General features: G+C 38.9%; 12 protein-coding genes. 5 read left to right on the forward strand and 7 right to left on the reverse strand.

Going from position 1 to position 19,213, the window contains the following annotated elements; all coding sequences use genetic code 11:
* Positions 1-17: 17 nt before the first annotated feature.
* From ACESQI_RS15710 to ACESQI_RS15735, 6 genes are all read right to left on the reverse strand, one after another.
* A complete protein-coding gene (locus ACESQI_RS15710) occupies positions 18-2,942 on the reverse strand; it encodes a DUF4906 domain-containing protein (RefSeq protein WP_007484199.1) in 2,925 nt (974 codons plus the stop codon).
* 14 nt (positions 2,943-2,956) lie between these two features.
* Complete coding sequence (locus ACESQI_RS15715; protein WP_007484202.1) at positions 2,957-4,027, reverse strand: FimB/Mfa2 family fimbrial subunit; 1,071 nt, start codon at positions 4,025-4,027, stop codon at positions 2,957-2,959.
* A gap of 13 nt (positions 4,028-4,040) precedes the next feature.
* Entirely contained in the window at positions 4,041-5,129 is a 1,089-nt protein-coding gene (locus ACESQI_RS15720) for a FimB/Mfa2 family fimbrial subunit (RefSeq protein WP_002559411.1), read from the reverse strand.
* A gap of 144 nt (positions 5,130-5,273) precedes the next feature.
* Positions 5,274-6,584 (reverse strand): Mfa1 family fimbria major subunit, encoded by a 1,311-nt coding sequence (locus tag ACESQI_RS15725; RefSeq protein ID WP_373126545.1) that lies wholly within the window; start codon positions 6,582-6,584, stop codon positions 5,274-5,276.
* A gap of 1,369 nt (positions 6,585-7,953) precedes the next feature.
* A complete protein-coding gene (locus ACESQI_RS15730) occupies positions 7,954-9,402 on the reverse strand; it encodes a DUF3868 domain-containing protein (RefSeq protein ID WP_007484206.1) in 1,449 nt (482 codons plus the stop codon).
* 18 nt (positions 9,403-9,420) lie between these two features.
* On the reverse strand, positions 9,421-9,990 hold the full coding sequence (locus ACESQI_RS15735) for a DUF3575 domain-containing protein (protein ID WP_002559414.1): 570 nt from the start codon (positions 9,988-9,990) through the stop codon (positions 9,421-9,423).
* Positions 9,991-10,446: 456 nt separating this feature from the next.
* Between ACESQI_RS15735 and ACESQI_RS15740 the strand changes: the two genes are divergently transcribed.
* The 5 genes from ACESQI_RS15740 (at position 10,447) to ACESQI_RS15760 (ending at position 18,030) form a co-directional block, all read left to right on the forward strand.
* Positions 10,447-11,067 carry a DUF5033 domain-containing protein gene (locus ACESQI_RS15740; RefSeq protein WP_234130760.1) on the forward strand — a complete coding sequence of 207 codons (621 nt, stop codon included), beginning with the start codon at positions 10,447-10,449 and terminating at the stop codon, positions 11,065-11,067.
* Between the two features lie 295 nt (positions 11,068-11,362).
* Positions 11,363-15,505: a two-component regulator propeller domain-containing protein gene (locus ACESQI_RS15745; protein ID WP_373126550.1), complete on the forward strand. Its 4,143-nt coding sequence runs from the start codon at positions 11,363-11,365 to the stop codon at positions 15,503-15,505.
* Between the two features lie 54 nt (positions 15,506-15,559).
* Positions 15,560-16,312 carry a tRNA pseudouridine(38-40) synthase TruA gene (gene truA, locus ACESQI_RS15750; RefSeq protein WP_002559417.1) on the forward strand — a complete coding sequence of 251 codons (753 nt, stop codon included), beginning with the start codon at positions 15,560-15,562 and terminating at the stop codon, positions 16,310-16,312.
* Between the two features lie 51 nt (positions 16,313-16,363).
* Positions 16,364-17,263, forward strand: a complete 900-nt coding sequence (locus tag ACESQI_RS15755) for a DMT family transporter (RefSeq protein WP_320935510.1) — start codon at positions 16,364-16,366, stop codon at positions 17,261-17,263.
* A gap of 80 nt (positions 17,264-17,343) precedes the next feature.
* Complete coding sequence (locus ACESQI_RS15760) at positions 17,344-18,030, forward strand: DUF3256 family protein (RefSeq protein WP_320997069.1); 687 nt, start codon at positions 17,344-17,346, stop codon at positions 18,028-18,030.
* A 68-nt stretch (positions 18,031-18,098) separates the two neighbouring features.
* Here ACESQI_RS15760 and ACESQI_RS15765 read toward each other — a convergent pair whose 3' ends face one another.
* The gene (locus tag ACESQI_RS15765) at positions 18,099-19,187 is read right to left on the reverse strand and encodes a phosphotransferase enzyme family protein (protein ID WP_373126546.1); all 1,089 of its coding nucleotides are present in this window, start codon (positions 19,185-19,187) and stop codon (positions 18,099-18,101) included.
* Positions 19,188-19,213 lie beyond the last annotated feature (26 nt).

Consider the following 19,213-nt stretch of genomic DNA (forward strand, 5'->3'; position numbering starts at 1 on the left):
TTGTATTTTATTGATTGTTAATCTATATCGCGTACACAACGTATAGTCATCTGATAAGACTTATTATAGTTGTCTAAGAATAAAACTTCTCCATCTATACCAAAGTGTCTCTTTTTATCTATATTAGTATCTCCGAATCTCCAATGGGTACGGGAAAAGGATCTGTCAGTATATTTATATCCTCCGCTATAATAATCATAATCATATGAATGAATAACGTTCGTTTTATCATTGAGAAACATGATCATTAACTCGCGCTGATTAGGAGCTCTCCATTTATAACCACTTTCTGTGTAGTTTTTGCATTTACTATTATGATAGGTGTCAATATCAAAAATACTTTTCCATACAACGTTACTCCCCTCTCTTTGATCTACAAAACTGTTTGCCATTTGAAATGCTTTGTAAGGCCTGTTAGTATCACTAAAATTATCATGACGTTCTAATTCTGTTTCTACTTTTCCCGGTCGTATGTTTTGAGGGGTCATATAACTCATTCTGAAATTATTGTTACTCTTTGTATAGGCAGGTGATACTGTCTTAGCCTTTTGATCTGCATTTGCATTGGTTAAACCCAAATTGCGGACACATCTTAGTTGCTGTGGAGAATTGAACTTGGTATTTCCTTCGGTACCTCCTCTAAAACCACTAAAAGAGCATCCTTCTTCTGACCAGATTTTTAATCCGTCACTTGTGATGTAATGATAGCGGGAGTCGTCACCGGTTACTCCACTTGTGATAGAACTATCGTCAAATAATGGAGTCGGTAAACTTTTTGCACCTAAAAACATACTCATTAATTGTGCACTGGCTGGCAAATACCATTTCACTTCATCCATGTCAATAGTTCCATTTCCATTTTCGTCTCTATTTCTGGAGAGGCATTCGGCTATAGCTGCAATATCCTTCATGGTATATGTATATCCTTTGGCATCAGCAGTATATGTTATATATGAATCCCACGTACTGTTTTTTATGTAACTATATGTATTGTAAAATCCATTATCCACAGACCATGAACCATATGTATCGTGTCCAAAAGTATTACTGGCCTGGTCGCCATATGGCCTGTTACTGCTTGTTAACTTCCAGGATGGTGCCCCCGTTTCATTCACATGTTCCATACCCAAAGCATTTCCATCGTCGTTTAGGTCGGTAGTACTGTAATAAGTCTGAATTGATCTTTGGGTAAACATATATTTGGCTTCCGAATAACTACTTTCTTTGTCTGCACTGTATTGGGGTGAGAGGAATAATAGTAGTTTACGGTTCTCTTTATTCACAAAATACTTCCAGTAATGACTTTTGTCCGTCCATTCTTTGGCAGCTTTGTCTGTGGGGGGAGTATCATAATAATATTCATCTATGAAGATTGTGTAATAATAAGTCTTTTTTTGATTATATTTTGAACTTGCTCCACGGGATTCCATGTCTTTTTTTAAATCATACAAATAGATAGGAGTTGTTCCCTTTTCTCTGTATTTTGCCAATGTTTGTGCATCTGTTGTTCTTTGGAGTTTAATCCATTTGTAATCTCCTGCTTCTTTTTCTGTTCCTGGCAGTTTATTTGTTTCACTATATATTGCATCATCAGCAAATGGCGATTGTATGATGAATGACAACTCTTTGATTTCTTCGTAAGTAAATCCTAAATTGATGCAATTGTAGTGGGCATCCAAAGAGTATACAATGGTCTTAGCATCTACTACATCGCCTTCAACTCCCGGATTGGCACCTTCTTTATCTTCACCACCTTGTACTTCAACAATAATGCTCTCTACGTCGTTGATTGTAACATTGTAAGTGTATTTTTTGTTACGTTTGCTTTTGAAGTTCTCAATGTCATCTGCTCCTCCTCCTAAATGTATGATATATTTAACCTCCGCAGTCCTTATTCCATCCGGATTTGATGCATTTTTTATATTCATTTTGGCTTTTATCTCTACATAGGTAGCATTTTTTTCTACATGCCTGTATTCACCTGTATTTTCTCCGTTTTCGTTTTTATATTCTTTTTCTCTATCTGTATATTTAGAGAGAATATTTCCCTCTCTATCCTGTGTTATGGCTTCTTTTAGATTTTCCTGCATGTAGAAACCAAAAGAATATACATTGTTATTTATAGTAATGCCACTGTTTTGTTCTCCACTGTTTGAATAAGTTGTTTCAGGATAATTGTTAGTATGAGCTATAAGGTAAGAGCTGGTAGGAATGTTGTAAACTTGCCAACTTGTCAATTCAAATTTCTCTATTTTGTCTCCTAAATTAATTTTAAATTGGATATGAGAGTCCAAACGGCATAGGCGTAAAGTTCCATTTATAGCACCACCACGAACAGGTATATAACAGGTACCTTCTACCTTTGCTTCGTTTGTTATAGTGTTATCCGCACTTTCAAATGTTCCGCTCATTAGTAAACGGGGAGTTTCGCGGTTTATATTTCCATCATTATTTAATGTTGTAAAAATAGCTTTTAATTCATTGACTGAATTAACTCGATCCAGTTTAGCTTTTAATTCTCCGTTTCTATATAACTCATTACCTTCAACATTGGCTATGCCATAAATATAACTTTTTCCACTGGTGGTTTGTATGCCTGTTATTGTACCCTTGGTTGGAGAGGATTGATCTCCATTGGTATGCCCAAAACCGGTTAGTGCATCACTATTATAATAGTGGCTACCTTGCTTTTTTTTACCTTGAGAATTGAAAATAAACAGATATAAGTCATTTACCTGAAATTCTCCGGCATCGCTGAGCCGTGTATTGATTTTCTGCATCTCCGATGTGTTGAATTGGAAATCAACTTCTACCGGTATCCCTTCTTCCACTTGGTTTTCGTCCTGATAGGTTTCGTCTGAACAGGCTGTACAGAAAAGAATTACCAGTATAAGGCTGAATGTCTGTTTTGCGTATGCAAATATATTGTTTTGCTTTTTCATGCGTAAATTCTCCTTTAATTAAATGGTGGTACATCTACATTAATATAGTCCCATCTTTCTACTTCGTAGCTACATTGAGTCTCTACATCAACATCCTGGCTTATACTTGTGATATTGAATTTATACCAATTGTTTCGAAGTATATCAAAGGTATCTCCTTTGCCGTTTACCTTAAAATCTATTCTGTAGGTTTTCTGTATTGTTTCCGAGAGTGATGTAGTCAGTTCACCTGTTATCTCAAGATAGGAAACTTGGTTGTCGCTTACACCTTTATTCTTATACTCGGGGATGTAGATTTTATTTTGTATGCCAGCTTTTTGCTCATCGGTGGTTGCTGTGAATGTTATATTTCCTTGCATTAAAGCACTCTGAGGTATGGAAGGAGTAGTCATTGTTTCATCACTGACAGGTATACAATATCCTTTTGTATTGTAATTGCATACTTTGACTGTTTTTAATTTAAAGTGATCAAACCCGGTTCCACTATTCAGTGTTACGTCTACTTTTGCGATGGCTCTTATGAGTGATAAGCTTGCTTGATTGATATTCTTTTCTTGAATGGCATCAAGAGAACAAGTGCCCCACATCGGGATATACTTCTTATTAGTGCCCTGTGTTGGAAATACCCAATCACCTTGACCAGAGGTATATGCATATTCCAATTGGTTGTATAGGGCTTTTTTGTTTACTACCGAAATCGGAGCCGTTATACTTCTTGCCGTCAAATTAGTAAGTACTACTATTTCTATACCGTTACTCTGATGTTGGTAATCACTTTCCAGTACTCCAATGATGGTACGGGTAGCATCTCCATCTGTTCCGCTGATATATACTTTGCTGGCTTTTTCTATAAAAGAACCATTTTGACTGAAAACATATACATGTACATCATTTATATACTGTTCGCCTGCTGTACCGGCTTGAATGTCTGTTGAAGTAGCCTGTGGCATATTCAACGTGAGATGAACCTGAACCGGATTCTCTTGTTCTATAGGGTACTCTTCTATCAGCTCATTCTGTATACAGGATGTAGTAGCCAGGCAGAGGAATGCCAACAGACAATATGTTAGTTTTGAATATCTCATTGCTTTGTTCTTTTTAGAGTTCGAAGTCGTTTATGTTCACGATCCAGTCATTGATCTGAATTTTGGTACTGATCAGTGTCATGTTCTCGTCGACGAAGAAAATCATTCCGAAATTATCTTCGCGATCCAGATATTCTTCGAGGGGCATATTGAGTTGGCTTGGTTGCAGTAGGCTCAGATATCCGATCAGTGAACCATTGGCAAGTAAATTCTTGTTTGTTTGCTGGTCTACAATTCTCAGTTCCGGCTTTTGGGTTTTGAGCAGACGTCCTACACTAATTTCGGCTACAGCTGCAGGATATTCACTTTCTGTAGTACCATCTGCACTGAAAGCACGTGTGCTAATGCTTGTATCTTCTGTGACATAGGGAAGATAGGTAAGCAGGTTGTCTTTCAGCAGTGTATTATCGTAGTTCATCCAGCCGTTGTCATCATAGAGGGTATATGAAAACCGCTCTTTACTGATAGCGTTGGCACGGGTGATAGGTTTATCGGGATTTTGATTGACTTGTGCAATTACAACACGTATGGTATTGGTATTTTTTGTCAAAGGAACGGTAACGATATTCTGTCTGCCGCTGCGAGTGAATGATTGCTTGGTAACTTCTCCGTGCCAGAGGGGTGAGAGCGGATCTTTTACGATGTATTTTCCTTCTTCGCCGTTAGCACGAGTTTGAGATTCTTTATTACGTAAAGTCAATGCGGTGAGGTCTTCAATTCTGGAGTTGGCAGTCATCAAAGGGACGGCGAAAGACTGGTCATCCAGTCCGGCCCAGGTTACGAGGTGATAGTCGCCCGGCTCGATGTCTACAGACATCGTGTATTCTCCGGTTCCTAATCTGTCTTCACCTTCTTCTGTCTTCTGATAGACGAATTTTCCTTCGTCGTCGAAGGCATATAGTGTTACAGTTTTTACTTCTTTTGCGAAAGCATCTTCAAAAGCCATGTTTCTGTCATACACAAACTTTACGCGGTATTCGATGCTGCAATCGCCTTCTTCGAAGTCCAGGATAGAATCACAGGATGCCATTGCACCAGCCAATACTGTTAGTAGCAGTATTTTGTTTGCTTCTTTTTGTATGGTAGTGAGTATTCGTTTCATGCTTTCTTTATTTTTTGCTATGAGCTTATTGTCTTGTTTGGGATCTTTAGGTATCAAACCTTGAGAGAAAAAAGAGAAGCGGGGGAAAGAAGGAGGAGGGAACTTCTTGTTCCCCCGCTTGGAGTTTGTTTATGTGTGATGCAATTAGAGAATAATATCGTTATTCCAAACAGTCCAAGGTGCAACTGTTATGTTAAGTTTCAGATAAGTAAGTGGATTACCTGGAGTCGGGATATTAGTACCTGGATCACCTAACTCTGTAATTTTTGATACTGATAATTTGTAATAGTTATTATGAACAATCTTAGTTTCAGCACCTGTTTTTATTTCTGCTCTGTAGTAACAAATTCCTTTTGTGTATTTTTGAATACCATATTTATTGAAATCTTCGTAAGAACTGTTATCGCTTAATGCTGTTTGATTATCTATTCCGGTATATATTTCTTTATTTGTTAATTGACCAAAGAATTTGCCGTCTTTAGCATTCATAACATCAAAACTTGGATACAATATACCGTCAGCATCTATGTAGAAGTTGTTACCCTCTGTATAGTTGGGGAATTCTGTAATTTGAGCTTTGTAAAGTATCATAGTAGGAGCTGCTGCATTATTGTTCTCTAAGCAATAAGTTACTTTATTAGCTTCCTCAACATTCATTTCTTTGATCGTAGTAAGTCCATCAAATGTTTGATAAGCTTGTTCTTCTTTAAAATATTGGAAATATCCTGTATTTGCCGGAGTAAAAATGGTAGTACTATTTGTGACGTTAGTAGTTTTGTTCAAATTTACATATGAATATTCTGATAATTTTACTTTGATTGTAGAACCGAATTTATCTGTACTATTTTCAATAGTAAACTCTTTATCTTTTGCTGTTTGTTCTGCAAGTTTTGCAGCAATACGGGATACAGTAACATCGGCTTCATTGTCTTGACCACCTTTGATTGTACATGAACCTTCTCCAAACATTAAGAATTTTGAATCTTTTGGATTAGCAATATCACCTAAATCATCCATATTGCTATATGTAGCAGTTTCTTGAAGATTTGCGTAATTTTCAGTAGTAATCTTTGTTACAGGATTAATGAATACAAATATTTTTGCAATACCTGAATTTACTTCAACTTTTTCGGTCTTAATAATTAGGCCTTCTTGAGTAAAGCCAGGAGCTGCTTCAGTGTTATTGTCAAAGTCATAAACAGCTGTAGGGGTGTTATCGTTGTATTTTAACACAAAGGAGATTGTGTTTACTTTTTGCTCGCAACTTAAACCCTCATCTGACTTGTCTCCTGATGCTGTTGTAGCTCTTGTGGTTTGAGGAAAACCAATTGAGAATTGTAATGCTGCATCTTTTGCTGCATTTTCACCACCATTAACGATTGCATCATCTTCATTGCTACAAGATGCCATAGCCATTACTGCTAATCCTGCTAAAAATAAACTTCTTAGTTTCATAATCTATAAAATTAAATATTAATACTTTTTGATTCTTGTTTTTGATTTTGCACTTTCAAGGAGTGCGGTCCTTACTTTTTTTGAGAGAGCGACATTATTATTTAGTATAATAATGTGGGTTCTGTTCATGTGTGGAGTTCGGTAGATTTGGAAGTGTCTTATCTAATAAGGAGAGAGCTTCCGAATAAAAGTTTCTTTTTTCTTTGAAATGTTTTTTGTTTGTTTTATTGTTTACTATTGTTTTGTTCTTTAACTATGCTCTTTTTTGTTTTGCAGAAACTTCTATTATATAAGGAAAAGAAGTTTCATGCTTTTATATTTTAAGGAGAGGCATGTCCTTCTTGTCTTTCGACAATGCAAAGATAGAGGGAAGTCATGAGTCCGCTCATTGGTGTTTTTTTCAAAAATGTGCGATGTTTTCTGCAAAATGTAAAGTAGGGTTCTTGTAGTGTGTATTTCAGTCAAAAATGAATGAAATACGACTTAATTCTCATGGTACAGGGGTGTTTTCACGCATTTCTCACTCATGTTTTTCATCTAAAACAGATTCTTTTTTGCTGAATTATATCTGTTTTTTTTGTTTGGATTCAATGAGAATCTGATGATGAATTTAACATGGTATGTGGGGGGAATTTTAAATCTACGATCATTCACGTTAATCTGCGTTTTGTCCGGATAATAAAACTCTGTGCTACTCTGTGGTGAAATATGTTCAAAACCTGTTAACTTGTCTCCTTGTCAATAGCTTTTTAACACTCCATTTGAGGCTTTTGTATTTAGGAATATAAGGTATAGTATTTTTGAAGTTAAACTATCCATCCTTTCTATGCAATAAGTACGTATTTAACGAGTCCTTAAAATAGGTTTTTTAAAATCAGGAAATAGACTTTGTTGTTGGCTGAATACAAGAGTATTAGCACTAAGTAATAGAATTTGTCCGGACTTTGTTCTTTGGAGGTGGAAGGAGTGCTGAAAAGATAGTTGTGATTTTAATAAGTATCAAAATACGACGGATTGAATTAATATTATTAACACTAAGTGTTAACGCCAGATTCCTGTTCGGCAAGTTTGTACACTTTTGTAAAGTATGTTAGTACACTTTTATAGTGCAAAAACGTACAGTTAACACATGCAAAAGTGTACAATCTTGCGTATATAATATAAATGGGTTTTATATCGCTGAAAATAAGCTGGTTGTATGGGTTGATAGTTACTTTTGTGTTCTTTGGTCTGTCTTTTCGGAGAGTGGGATACTTGCTTATTTGACAACTAAAAGAAACCGCCGGATGAATGGGGGAATATTCATCCGGCGGTTTCTTTAAAAACAATTTATTGAGATATTTGAAATGAGAAAAAAAGTATCTTTTCTTTATTCTACCGGGAAGTTGCGTTGTTTGGCTACTTCCTGTAAATTGGCTTCTGCCTCTGATACTCCTGCTTCTTTGGCACGAGTGAAATATTGTTGTGCTGTATCAAGATCACCCTCTATCAGTGCTATTACCCCTAAATTGTTTTGAGTAGCTCCTTCGTTAGCATCGGCTTTAGTGAGATATTTTTTGGCGATAGTAAGATCACCACCACGCTGAATCTCCATAGCTGCTGCGTTCAGATTAGCTGTCGGGTCATTCGGGAACATAAGTGCTGCTACCTGGAAGGCATGGTTAAACTCTTCGCTACCCTGTTCGTAGGTTTGTGCTACATTGAATATCTCTTGTAGGCTCAGCTGTTGCGGATGGGTATTGATAATCTCTTTTGCTTCATCAAGATTGAATCCGCGTACGGTGTATGCCACTGTATAGTCTGAGTGGCGTAAAGCCGGATAGCATTCGTTTAGCAAAAAGCGGTATGTTTCGGGGCCTACAAGACGGGCGATGCGTTTCTCTTTGGCATCCATGTCTTTTTCGTCCAAATCAATCATTTGTAGGATCTCTTCCTTTTGTGGCAGTGCAGAGTTCGTTATAAATTTGCGGAATCCTGCCCAGTCTTCGGGAGTAGAAGCCATGGTGAGTAGCCCTTCCGGGAAATCATAGTAATTGCGTACATAATTCAGCAGAGCAGCGGTACGACCTTTGGCCAGACGATCATTGTTGGCGTAACTACCTTCGGGAGAGGCATATCCTTCGAGGCGAATCCCTGTGATGGAGATGTTCTTATCGTTACGAATGGTATCAATAGTGGCGCGTATCTTAGCTAATTCAGCCTGATTGCGACGGTATTCCGGATAGATTATTGTTTTGTTGACCGGAAAATCGAGGAAAGCACTACCTTCCACAGCACGATGTTTGACCTCTTCGGCTTTGGGCGTGATGTAAGCGATGGCCGGTTGCAATTTAATGCGTTCAATATTTAATGTGGTAATCGGATCGAGTGTATTGGCTTCAACGATATTGCGGCAACCGCAAAGATCGGCATCCATTACAAGATTGGCCTTTTGCATCCAGGCTTCGTAAGGAAACTGTACGAGGTAACTAACTCGTTGCTCTGTTTTGCGTTTGCGACGTAGAATAACGAAAGCGTCTTTGGGTACTGTGTTGCCACGTTCGTTGACAAGCGCACGGCGGCGTCCGTAAATTACAATCGGAGAAAGTGCCTTTGTGTGACCGTTGGCTTCCAGTATCGGGGTGAGGGTGGCAGAACGGTTGGATGAAATCTTCATGTTTGCCTGCATGATGATATCCATGGCAATCGTAAGGCGATTGTCGTCACTCCGGGTGATGGATTGATTCTCAACACGTACCTGATCTTTGTACACAGTTTGTGCCTGGGCACTCAGCCTCGGCAATATTACTAATAATAAGAGGTATATTACTTTTTTCATATCGTTTGCAGCGTTTGTTTAAAATAAATAGATTAAGCTGAGCGAAGCTTTGGTTGGGCCGAAATAATTCTTGTAGCCTTCGCCAAGTTTACCGCCACACTCTACACAGGAGAACTGCTCATACTTGACACGGGCATAACCTACACCGATGTTGGCTTCGATATTCCAGTGTTTACTCATGATCCATTGGTAACCATAGGAAATACCGGCGCCATAGAAATGTCCTTTGTAACGGTGGTCTTTCAGGCCCTTCCAGATTCCCCAGGGCATATCGATACCGGCTACCTGATAAATGCCTCCGTGTGCATGTATGCCGATGAAATGCCCGTTAAAACGATCGCAGAACCAATAGCGGTATTCCGGTTGGAATGCGAGCATCTTGAACATTTTGTTGTTACTGTCTTCCCAGGGGTTGTAGTTGGCATACAGGTCCAGAGTAGATTTTTTACTCAAGCCGATTTCAGCTCCGAGATTGATGGTTTTGGTAATGTCCATTAACACATTTGTTTTTATACCCACTACCTGCCCATATAATAAGGTGGAAGCGAACAAACAAACGAATAAAAACAGTTTTCTTTTATTTTCCATTATGCGTGGTAGGTTTTGTTTTGTTTTAGTGCAAAGGTAACCGGATTCTTTTTATCCTTTAATTGGCATATTCATCTTTGTTCGGAGGTGATTCTTGCAATTGATATATCATTTCGGAGGGATGATTTCGTATAGTGTGTATTTTAATCTTATTAATAGGTGTATAATTCATATTTTTATAGGTGGTGTTTTTGTACTCATTTGTGTTTAATTCAGAGATGGTGGGTGTTTAATAAGTTGTATATTCTGTCCAAGTGCTTGTATGGGGTGTGTATCATTCAAAAAAGATGGGTGAATCATTCATTTTTTCTTCAAAAAAGTTTTTTTAATCAAATAAAGTCTTTACGTTTGCATCAGAAACAAACAAATGAAGGTCCCCACGAGGAATACAAACAAAACAAACTTTGGTGATAACAAACAAGTATTAGTAATAAAAAAAAATTGGAGGACCCCATTATGAAGACTATTTATTCTTTTATCGTAATTGTATTAGTATTTGGTTTTACTTCTTGCACAAGTGCAGACAATGACATAGTAGAACAAACTTCCCTTTTCGAATCAGTAAGGAGTGCTTATGGCGTAGAGAACGTTACATATAGTATTACAGGTGCTGACAATATTCCATCAGTTTCAACAGAAGATATGCGTAATGTTCTCGAGGCTTTGCGTCAGAACAGCAATACTCAACACAATTGTATACGTACCTCGGAGAATGGTTATGAGAAAGTGGTCATGTCCGGCAACTATCAGGCTTCTACCCGTAGCAGTGTGAATGAAGGTTTTGCACTGAGCGTTGAGCTAAAATTCAGCTTTGATAATAATAAGGTATATTATTGGGGTACTGATTATTCTTTCTCTTCCAATTTATTCGACTGGCGTGCACAAGGTTTGTCACTCTCTCCGGTGAAGGGTGGTGACGGTAATACCTATGGATTCGAATCAGAAAGCTACCTGTATTTCAAAGTAAAAGATGAAGGTAATGTATTGGTGAAAGTACCGGTGGTATTCAAAGGCAATTACAATTTTCTGACAGAAGAAGGAACATATAGTTTTCAACTATTAAAATATAGCAAGTAATTATTTATTGTACGATAAAAAAATAATAAGGTGGGGAACACTGAAACAAACAATTGATTCTTTTTGTATAAATAGTTGAGGGACACCGAAAACAAGAACAAACTATTCCCCTGTAGGTTTTTGCCTGCAGGGGATTTTATTATGATAATGCAGACATTGCTTTTTTGACTGAGCATTTCGATATGGATAATAAATATAAGTTTATTTATTATTTGTTTTGTATCTGATGGATTTTGTATATATTTGTGTTTTGATACAGATAAATAATAATGTAGTTATCACTATTTCCACACAGATGAAACAGCATTTGATTAAATTTTCATTGCTAATACTCTGCCTTTTGGGGGCTCCGTACTTTTCTTATTCCTTCTCATTTTATGGTAACATGCTTCCTGTTACGATGAATAGTGGGTTGAATAACAATACTATTTATGATATCCATAACGGAAAGAGAGGATTTGTTTGGTTTGCTACAGATATGGGCCTCAGTCGTTATGACGGTTTTCGATTGTTGAATTACCCTTTGACTTCTCGTTATGATTCTTCTTCACAACCGGTGTTGGATGCCGTTTATTCTATTTCAGAAGATACTGATGGTTTGCTTTACCTCCGTCTTTTACGGGGGATTGTCTGCTTTGATACGAATAAAGAGGTTTATCTATCTGTAAACTTTGATTCGTCATTTGATACGAAAAGTATCACCTCTTTATATATAGTAAGCAAAGACTTTGTTTGTGTCGGAACCAGCAGTGGGCTCTATATAGGGAAAGCTGTCCGTTCTGAAAAGGAGGGAGAGGAGTGTATTACATTTACTTTATCGGTTGAGCCTATAGTAAAGGGAAACATTTCAGAACTATGCGGAATAGGCAGTGAGACTCTTTTTGTCAGCGTAGACAATTCGAAAGTGGCGATTTATGATGTTATCTCCGGAAAAGTTGAGATGCTTAAAGCGGAGTATAGCAAAATAACAACTCTCTATCAACATGGAGATTATTTGTGGATCTGTTCGTCGAGGGCCAACATTGAATGTTATAATCTCAAACAGCAAACATTTCATACCTTGCATGAGGCGGGTGGGTATTCGCCATTGCAGGATACGTATGTGACGGATGTTATCTGTCTGGATGAAAATACTTATTATGTAGCTGCCTGGACAGGGTTGTTTCGTCTGGAATTCGATTCTAAAGATCTGACTAAATCCGCTTATAGAATGGATTATGTAGAGCAACCATATAATTTTAAGGTGGCGAAAAAAGTGACGAGTTTGCTGTGGGATGATTCGCAAAGAATGTTGTGGGTAGGTACGTTTGGAGGTGGGGCACTTAAAGTTGATTTTACTAAAGATGCATGCAATCGTCTGCAACAACGGTTTAATGCAGATGTTACCGCCATTGAGGAAGATATGAAAGGCTGTGTGTGGATCGCTACGAATAAAGGACAAGTATGGAGAAGTACTTCAACGGTTCTTTCAGAAAATACTTCTTTTGTACCATGGACGAAAGGGATAAAGGTAAACGAGAACTACAGGATTTATAAAGATAGAAATGGATGCTTATGGCTGGGTGATGAGCATGCCGGAGTTTTATATATTGATCCGGTAACAGAAAAGGTGGAATCTTATAAGTTGGCTCCTGCTGGTAGGACTAATTTTTCAGCTTCTATCCGTCAGTTCTGCCTGGATTCCAGAAATCGCTTGTGGATTGCTACAGCAGAGGGACTGATTCTTTTTGATAACAAAGGAAATACCAGTCGGCTGGTACAATTGGAAGATAAAGGCGTGAAGGTGAAAGATGTGCGTGCCGTAGCAGAAGATAAAGAAGGAAATATATGGGTGGGTACGAATCTTGGATTGAAGCGTATTGATGTACAGGGAACCGATATTACTTTGTTTGGAAACTATGAACGGGATGCCGGGTTGAATGTATCGCCGGTAAATTTTATTTATGTTAATAGTTACAATCAAATATTTGCTTCTTACTCTGATAAAATATTTCGCATAGACGGACGTGAAAAGGATAAAGTGGAAAGTGTGTTTACTTTGATGAATGGTTTGAGTAGCGGACATATTTTCTGTATGGTTGATGATCAGAATGGAAATACCTGGTTGGGAAGTAATTCGGGGATTATGACAATAAGAAATGACCGGACTACATTTTATGATTATGCTTTGTTTGGAGATTGTGATAAAGTATGCCGTCTTCGGGACGGTCGGTTGCTGTGGGGGAATTCGGGAGAATTGATTTATTTTGACCCATTGATGGCTAAGAGTACCCGAAATAAAAGTCGGTTGGTGGTGTCGGAATTGTGGGTAAATGGTGAATCTGTACCTGTGGGAGAAAAGAGGAATGGGCAGATATTGCTGACTACCTCGCCCAATTTGCAGCAGAAGTTTGTATTTGATGCTGATAATAATGATTTCACTTTTTATTTTTCAGATTTGCAGTTTGGCATGATGCAACGGAAAATAGCTTATCGGTTATTGCCGGATGAGGCATGGAAAATAGGAACGCTGGAAAATGGTATTTCGTACAGACATCTGCCTGTAGGAGACTATACACTGCAAGTGAAACTGATCTATCCGGATGCCAGTGAAGGAGAAATGATTGAAATGTCTATTCGTGTGAATACACATTGGTGGAAAACAGGTTGGGCCTATCTGGGATATATGGCCCTGTTTTTAGGGATACTCTTCATTGTATATTATTACATGGAGCGTAAGGGGAAAAAACGTGAGATGCATAAAGCTCGTGAGATGGAGCTGAAAGAAACACTAAATCTTGCAAAGATGAAACAAGAACAAAAACAAGAAATAGAAGCGATGCGCAATCAGCTGCTCACGTTGTTTGTACAGGAATTGCGTACGCCACTTTCACTGATTATTGCGCCATTGAAGGAAATGTCGCAGGAGAATGATTTGTCGACCAGAATTCTGTCGAAGGTACGTGTGGCATACAGAAACTCTCTTGGGATGCTGGATGCATGTAATCAGTTATTAGCTATTTATACTCAACGCCCTTTGGCGGAAAAGCTGGAAGTATCTCGTAATACTGCTGATAAGATTTTGGACAAAGTAGTTTTTGCGGTGAGCGAACTGGTACGCATGAATCAGATTGACTTTCATTATGATAAAAAGACTAAAAAAGAACTTGAGATCTGGGTAGATAGTAATAGAATCCGATTTGTGTTGCATAATCTGCTCTCTAATGCGTTCAATCATGTACGTCTGTCAGGTTCAGTACATTTGTCAATGCAGGAGACGGTGAACAACGGAGTAGCTTATTGTACAATTACTGTGTCGGATAGTGGAAAAAGCCAGGTGAAGGAGGTCAGGCAGACAGTGGATGAAGAACTTCAGACAGATCTGACAGGGATTGAATTGGGATATGATGTGATGGAACAAGTTATTCTGTTTCATCATGGTTCAATAAGCCTGAACAGTGAAGAAGGAACAGGAACGGAGGTTACTGTAAATATTCCTATTGGAAAAGAAGTGCTGGAAAATGATCCGAATATTTTGTTCGTGGAAGAGGATGAACCGAAGGAAGTAGAGGAGGCGGTAGTGCCGGTAGTTGAGGCAGAAGTGCCTCGGGAAGTGCCCAGACCGGAAGAGACTGTGGTGCATATACCTGTTGAAACCCCTGCTGTTGCGAGAGCAAAGAAGAACTTATTGATTGTAGAAGATCATAAAGATATCCGTCTCTATCTGAAAGTTCTGTTTGGGAAGGATTATAACATAATAATGGCTACCAATGGACAGGAAGGTGTGGATATGGCCATCAAGGAGCAGCCGGACCTGATTCTTTGTGATGTGATGATGCCCGTTAAGGACGGATTTGAATGCTGCAAGGAGGTGAAGGAAGGATTGGATACTTGTCATATTCCGTTTATCATGCTGACAGCGAAGGTGGAAGACGAAGACATCGTCAGAGGACTTGAACTGGGTGCAGATGATTATATTCTGAAACCTTTTACTCCGAGTATACTGAAAGCAAAAGTACGGAATTTGATAAATGGGCGTGTGAACCTGAAACAGATGTATACCAAATTGCTGGTGTTGCCTGAACATGGTAATAGTGAAACAGATGAGGGTACAGAAGAGGTAAAAATGGAAGATCCGTTCATTGCTTCGTTGGTGAAAATTATAGAAGAGAATATCCGTGAAGCGGATTTCAATGTGAAGCGATTGGCATCAGATATGAATATGAGTCAACCTACGTTGTATCGAAAAGTAAAGCAGAGTACGGACTTCACGATTATAGAGCTGATAAGAGGGGTACGTATGAAAAAAGCGGCTGGACTGCTGAAACAGAAGGTGTATGCTGTTCAGGAAGTGGCTGAGATGGTGGGATATAATGATATACCTACTTTCCGTAAGCACTTTGTGGATACATTTGGTTCGACACCCTCTACTTATGCGAATTCAACGGATAATTCCTGATTCTCGATTAAAATAATTACCTTTGCACGCGAAAACCAATAATCGGATAAAAGCGTGCAAAGATATTTCATTTATTTGGCTTACGACGGAACCAACTACCACGGTTGGCAGATTCAACCCAATGGAAGCAGTGTGCAGGAGTGTCTGATGAAAGCATTGTCCACTTTTCTCAGAAGGGAAGTAGAAGTGATAGGAGCCGGAAGAACGGATGCAGGTGTACATGCCTCGTTGATGGTAGCACACTTTGACAATGAAGAAGAACTCGATACGTTGATTGTTACCGATAAACTGAATCGTTTATTACCTCCGGATATTTCGGTTTTTAAAGTTTGCCGGGTGAAGAAGGATGCACATGCACGTTTTGATGCAACGGCACGTACTTATAAATATTATGTCACTACCACCAAATATCCTTTCAATCGTCAGTATCGCTGTCGGGTTTATGGCACATTGGATTTTGAACTGATGAATAGAGCGGCTGCAACCTTGTTTGATTATTCGGATTTCACAAGTTTTAGTAAACTTCATACGGATGTGAAAACTAATCTTTGCAGAATTATGCATGCAGAGTGGACACAGGTAGATGATACTACCTGGGTATTTACTATCCAGGCTGATCGTTTTTTGCGCAACATGGTGCGTGCGATAGTGGGTACTCTGCTTGAAGTGGGCCGTGGTAAACTTACTGTAGAAGGCTTCCGCCAGATCATCGAACAGCAAGACCGTTGTAAAGCGGGTACTTCTGCCCCTGGTAACGCCCTCTTTCTGGTCAGCGTAGAATATCCTCGACATCTCTTTCTCATATGAAAAAAGTATCTTCAATCGTAAATAGTAAATCGTCTAATTGTAAATAAACTCATGTGGTTATTACTTGCCTTCCTCTCAGCTGCTTTATTAGGATTTTATGATGTGTTCAAAAAGCAGTCTCTCAAAGACAATGCTGTGCTTCCGGTGTTATTTTTGAATACGATTTTCTCGAGTCTGATCTTTTTGCCTTTTATACTCTTGTCTGTATATACTCCTGATGTATTGGGCGGGACAATGTTCGAAGTTCCTGTTGCCGGCTGGGATGTGCACAAGTATATTGTAGTAAAGTCGTTTATTGTTCTTTCTTCGTGGATATTCGGTTATTTCGGAATGAAACATTTACCGTTGACCATTGTAGGGCCTATTAATGCCACCCGTCCGGTGATGGTATTGGTAGGAGCGATGCTGATATTCGGAGAACGTCTGAATCTCTATCAATGGATTGGAGTACTGATGGCTATTATCTCTTTTTTTATGCTGAGCCGGTCGGGAAAAAAAGAAGGTATCGACTTTAAACACGATAAGTGGATCTTTTTTATTGTATTGGCTGCTGTGATGGGGGCTGTTAGTGGTCTGTATGACAAATACCTGATGAAACATCTCAATCCAATGTTAGTACAGTCGTGGTACAATGTGTATCAGGTGTTTATCATGTGTCCTATCCTGGCATTACTTTGGTGGCCGAAGCGTAAAACGACCACTCCTTTCCGTTGGGACTGGACGATCATCTTGATTTCAGTCTTTCTATGTGCTGCCGATTTTGTATATTTCTATGCATTGAGTTACGAAGATTCCATGATTTCTATTGTTTCTATGGTGCGTCGTGGTAGTGTGGTTGTGTCTTTCCTTTTCGGAGCGTTGTTCTTCCGTGAAAAGAATTTAAAAAGTAAAGCAATTGACCTTATTCTGGTGCTGATTGGAATGTTCTTCCTATATTTGGGAACAAAATAGGTGCTTCCCGGTGCTTCCCGCACGGGGAGGTACGGCAGGCGATGGCTCAGATTAAGATTAATATAAATAGATGATGAAGGATGGAAAAGATAGATAAATGGGACTTAGTCAAAAAAAGAGTAAGCTTGGGTGTGTTTTTTTTAGGCTTGGGTTTGTTTTCGTTTGCTCCGCTCCGGGCGCAACAGGAGGCCAAGGCAGTATTTGTCAGTATGCCTGATTCTCTTTCTCCACTGCTTACGGCTGTGAATCGTGCTGATTTTATTGATTTTCTGGAGAGTAAAATGAAAGCAAAGGTGGAAAATCGTTTTGGGGGAGAATCAGAAATGACGGATCTGAACAAAGATTATATTCGTATTCAGATGACTCCGCAAAGTACTTGGCAAATGAAACTGTTGGCTGTTAATGATTCTACACAGGTTATTTGTACGGTGTCTACTGCTTGTGCTCCGGCATGTGATAGTAGTATTCAGTTCTATACCACTGACTGGAAAGAACTTCCTTTATCTGATTTTATTACGGCACTGCCTGTAATGAATAATTTTCTGAATACTCCTGATTCGACTTCATCTTATGGATATAGTGAGGCTCGTTTGCAGGCTGATATGTTACTTATGAAAGCCGATTTGTCGGCAACAGATCATACGCTTACTTTCACACTGGCCACTCCTGAATACATGGAAAAAGAAACAGCGGAAAAACTGAAACCGTTTATCCGCCGTCCTATTGTTTATATTTGGAAAGAAGGAGGTTTTTCAATTGACAGTTGATAATTGACAATTGACAGTGAACAATAAGTTGCACTGCATAGTAACTTTCAACTTTCCATTTTCAACTTTCAACTCTTTAAGCATTCGTGAATAAATGCTACCATTTCCGGAGTGTGTTCCTCTACGCTTTGCAATAGCTTGAATTGGGCTTTGGTGCGTACCAGATTATGTTCGGGATATTTGATTTTGTAGTAAGTATCTCCGTTGATGTAATCGGCAAGGAAACGTACACATTGCATATAGGGGAACAAAGCGGCTGCGTAAGGTAAATTTTCTATCTCTACCGGAGTCAGGAATGAATGTGCTCCTTCCAGATACCCTTTGGTAAATGCTTTGAAAATTTCCATGTTGAAGTTCACACGATTCAGGTCTTTATCATCTTCGTCACCGGTATTGGCTCCTGTGCGTAGAAAATCTCCATAGTCGGAGAAGATAAAACTCGGCATTACTGTATCCAGGTCGATGACACAGAGTACTTTTCCATCTTCGTCAAACATCATGTTGTTCACTTTGGTATCGCAGTGGCATACACGTTTAGGAAGGGTTCCTTCGCGGTACATACGCTCTGCCTTACACATTTCATCGGCACGCTTTTCTATTTCGTCGATATAATATTGAACCTCAGTCAATCTGCCGGCTGCATTGGCAGCTACGGCATCACGAAGCTGTTTCAACCGGAACTCCATATTGTGGAAATCGGGAATTGTCTCTCCCAATGTTTCCGGAATATCGGCTAACTTTGCCTGGAAATCACCGAAAGCCACTCCGGCGTAATAAGAATATTCCGGATTAACTGTTTCATAGGTTTTTGCCCGGGGGATGAAAACCATGATACGCCAGTAGTTTTCACCATCATACCAATATGTTTTACCTCCGTCAGCTTTTACAAAAGTCAGGACTTTACGATTGATATCTGTTTCTCCCTGTTCTTGCAGTTTTCGGCGGATATGACTGGTTACAGCTGCTATATTGTTTTGCAGCATCTCCACATTCTGGAAGATGGCATGGTTGATACGTTGGAGTACATAGTCCGGTGCGTCAGCTTCAGCAGTACTCACTTTGTATGTGTCGTTAATAAGTCCGGCACCCAGCGGTTTTATTTCGCTGATAGTACCTTTTGTTTCGAAGTGCGAAACGATGTCGAATAGATTTTTCATGATTTTTATTTTTAAAGTTGATGAAT

This window comes from Bacteroides sp. HPS0048 (assembly GCF_964240755.1).
Lineage (GTDB): Bacteria > Bacteroidota > Bacteroidia > Bacteroidales > Bacteroidaceae > Bacteroides > Bacteroides nordii.

Bases quoted from the DNA above. Each gene is read 5' to 3' on its own strand.
- ACESQI_RS15730 (WP_007484206.1), bottom strand. From the start codon at position 9,402: ATGAAAAAAGTAATATACCTCTTATTATTAGTAATATTGCCGAGGCTG.
- ACESQI_RS15745 (WP_373126550.1), top strand. From the start codon at position 11,363: ATGAAACAGCATTTGATTAAATTTTCATTGCTAATACTCTGCCTTTTG.
- ACESQI_RS15710 (WP_007484199.1), bottom strand. From the start codon at position 2,942: ATGAAAAAGCAAAACAATATATTTGCATACGCAAAACAGACATTCAGC.
- ACESQI_RS15765 (WP_373126546.1), bottom strand. From the start codon at position 19,187: ATGAAAAATCTATTCGACATCGTTTCGCACTTCGAAACAAAAGGTACT.
- ACESQI_RS15715 (WP_007484202.1), bottom strand. From the start codon at position 4,027: ATGAGATATTCAAAACTAACATATTGTCTGTTGGCATTCCTCTGCCTG.
- ACESQI_RS15735 (WP_002559414.1), bottom strand. From the start codon at position 9,990: ATGGAAAATAAAAGAAAACTGTTTTTATTCGTTTGTTTGTTCGCTTCC.
- ACESQI_RS15760 (WP_320997069.1), top strand. From the start codon at position 17,344: ATGGAAAAGATAGATAAATGGGACTTAGTCAAAAAAAGAGTAAGCTTG.
- ACESQI_RS15755 (WP_320935510.1), top strand. From the start codon at position 16,364: ATGTGGTTATTACTTGCCTTCCTCTCAGCTGCTTTATTAGGATTTTAT.
- ACESQI_RS15725 (WP_373126545.1), bottom strand. From the start codon at position 6,584: ATGAAACTAAGAAGTTTATTTTTAGCAGGATTAGCAGTAATGGCTATG.
- ACESQI_RS15740 (WP_234130760.1), top strand. From the start codon at position 10,447: ATGAAGACTATTTATTCTTTTATCGTAATTGTATTAGTATTTGGTTTT.
- ACESQI_RS15720 (WP_002559411.1), bottom strand. From the start codon at position 5,129: ATGAAACGAATACTCACTACCATACAAAAAGAAGCAAACAAAATACTG.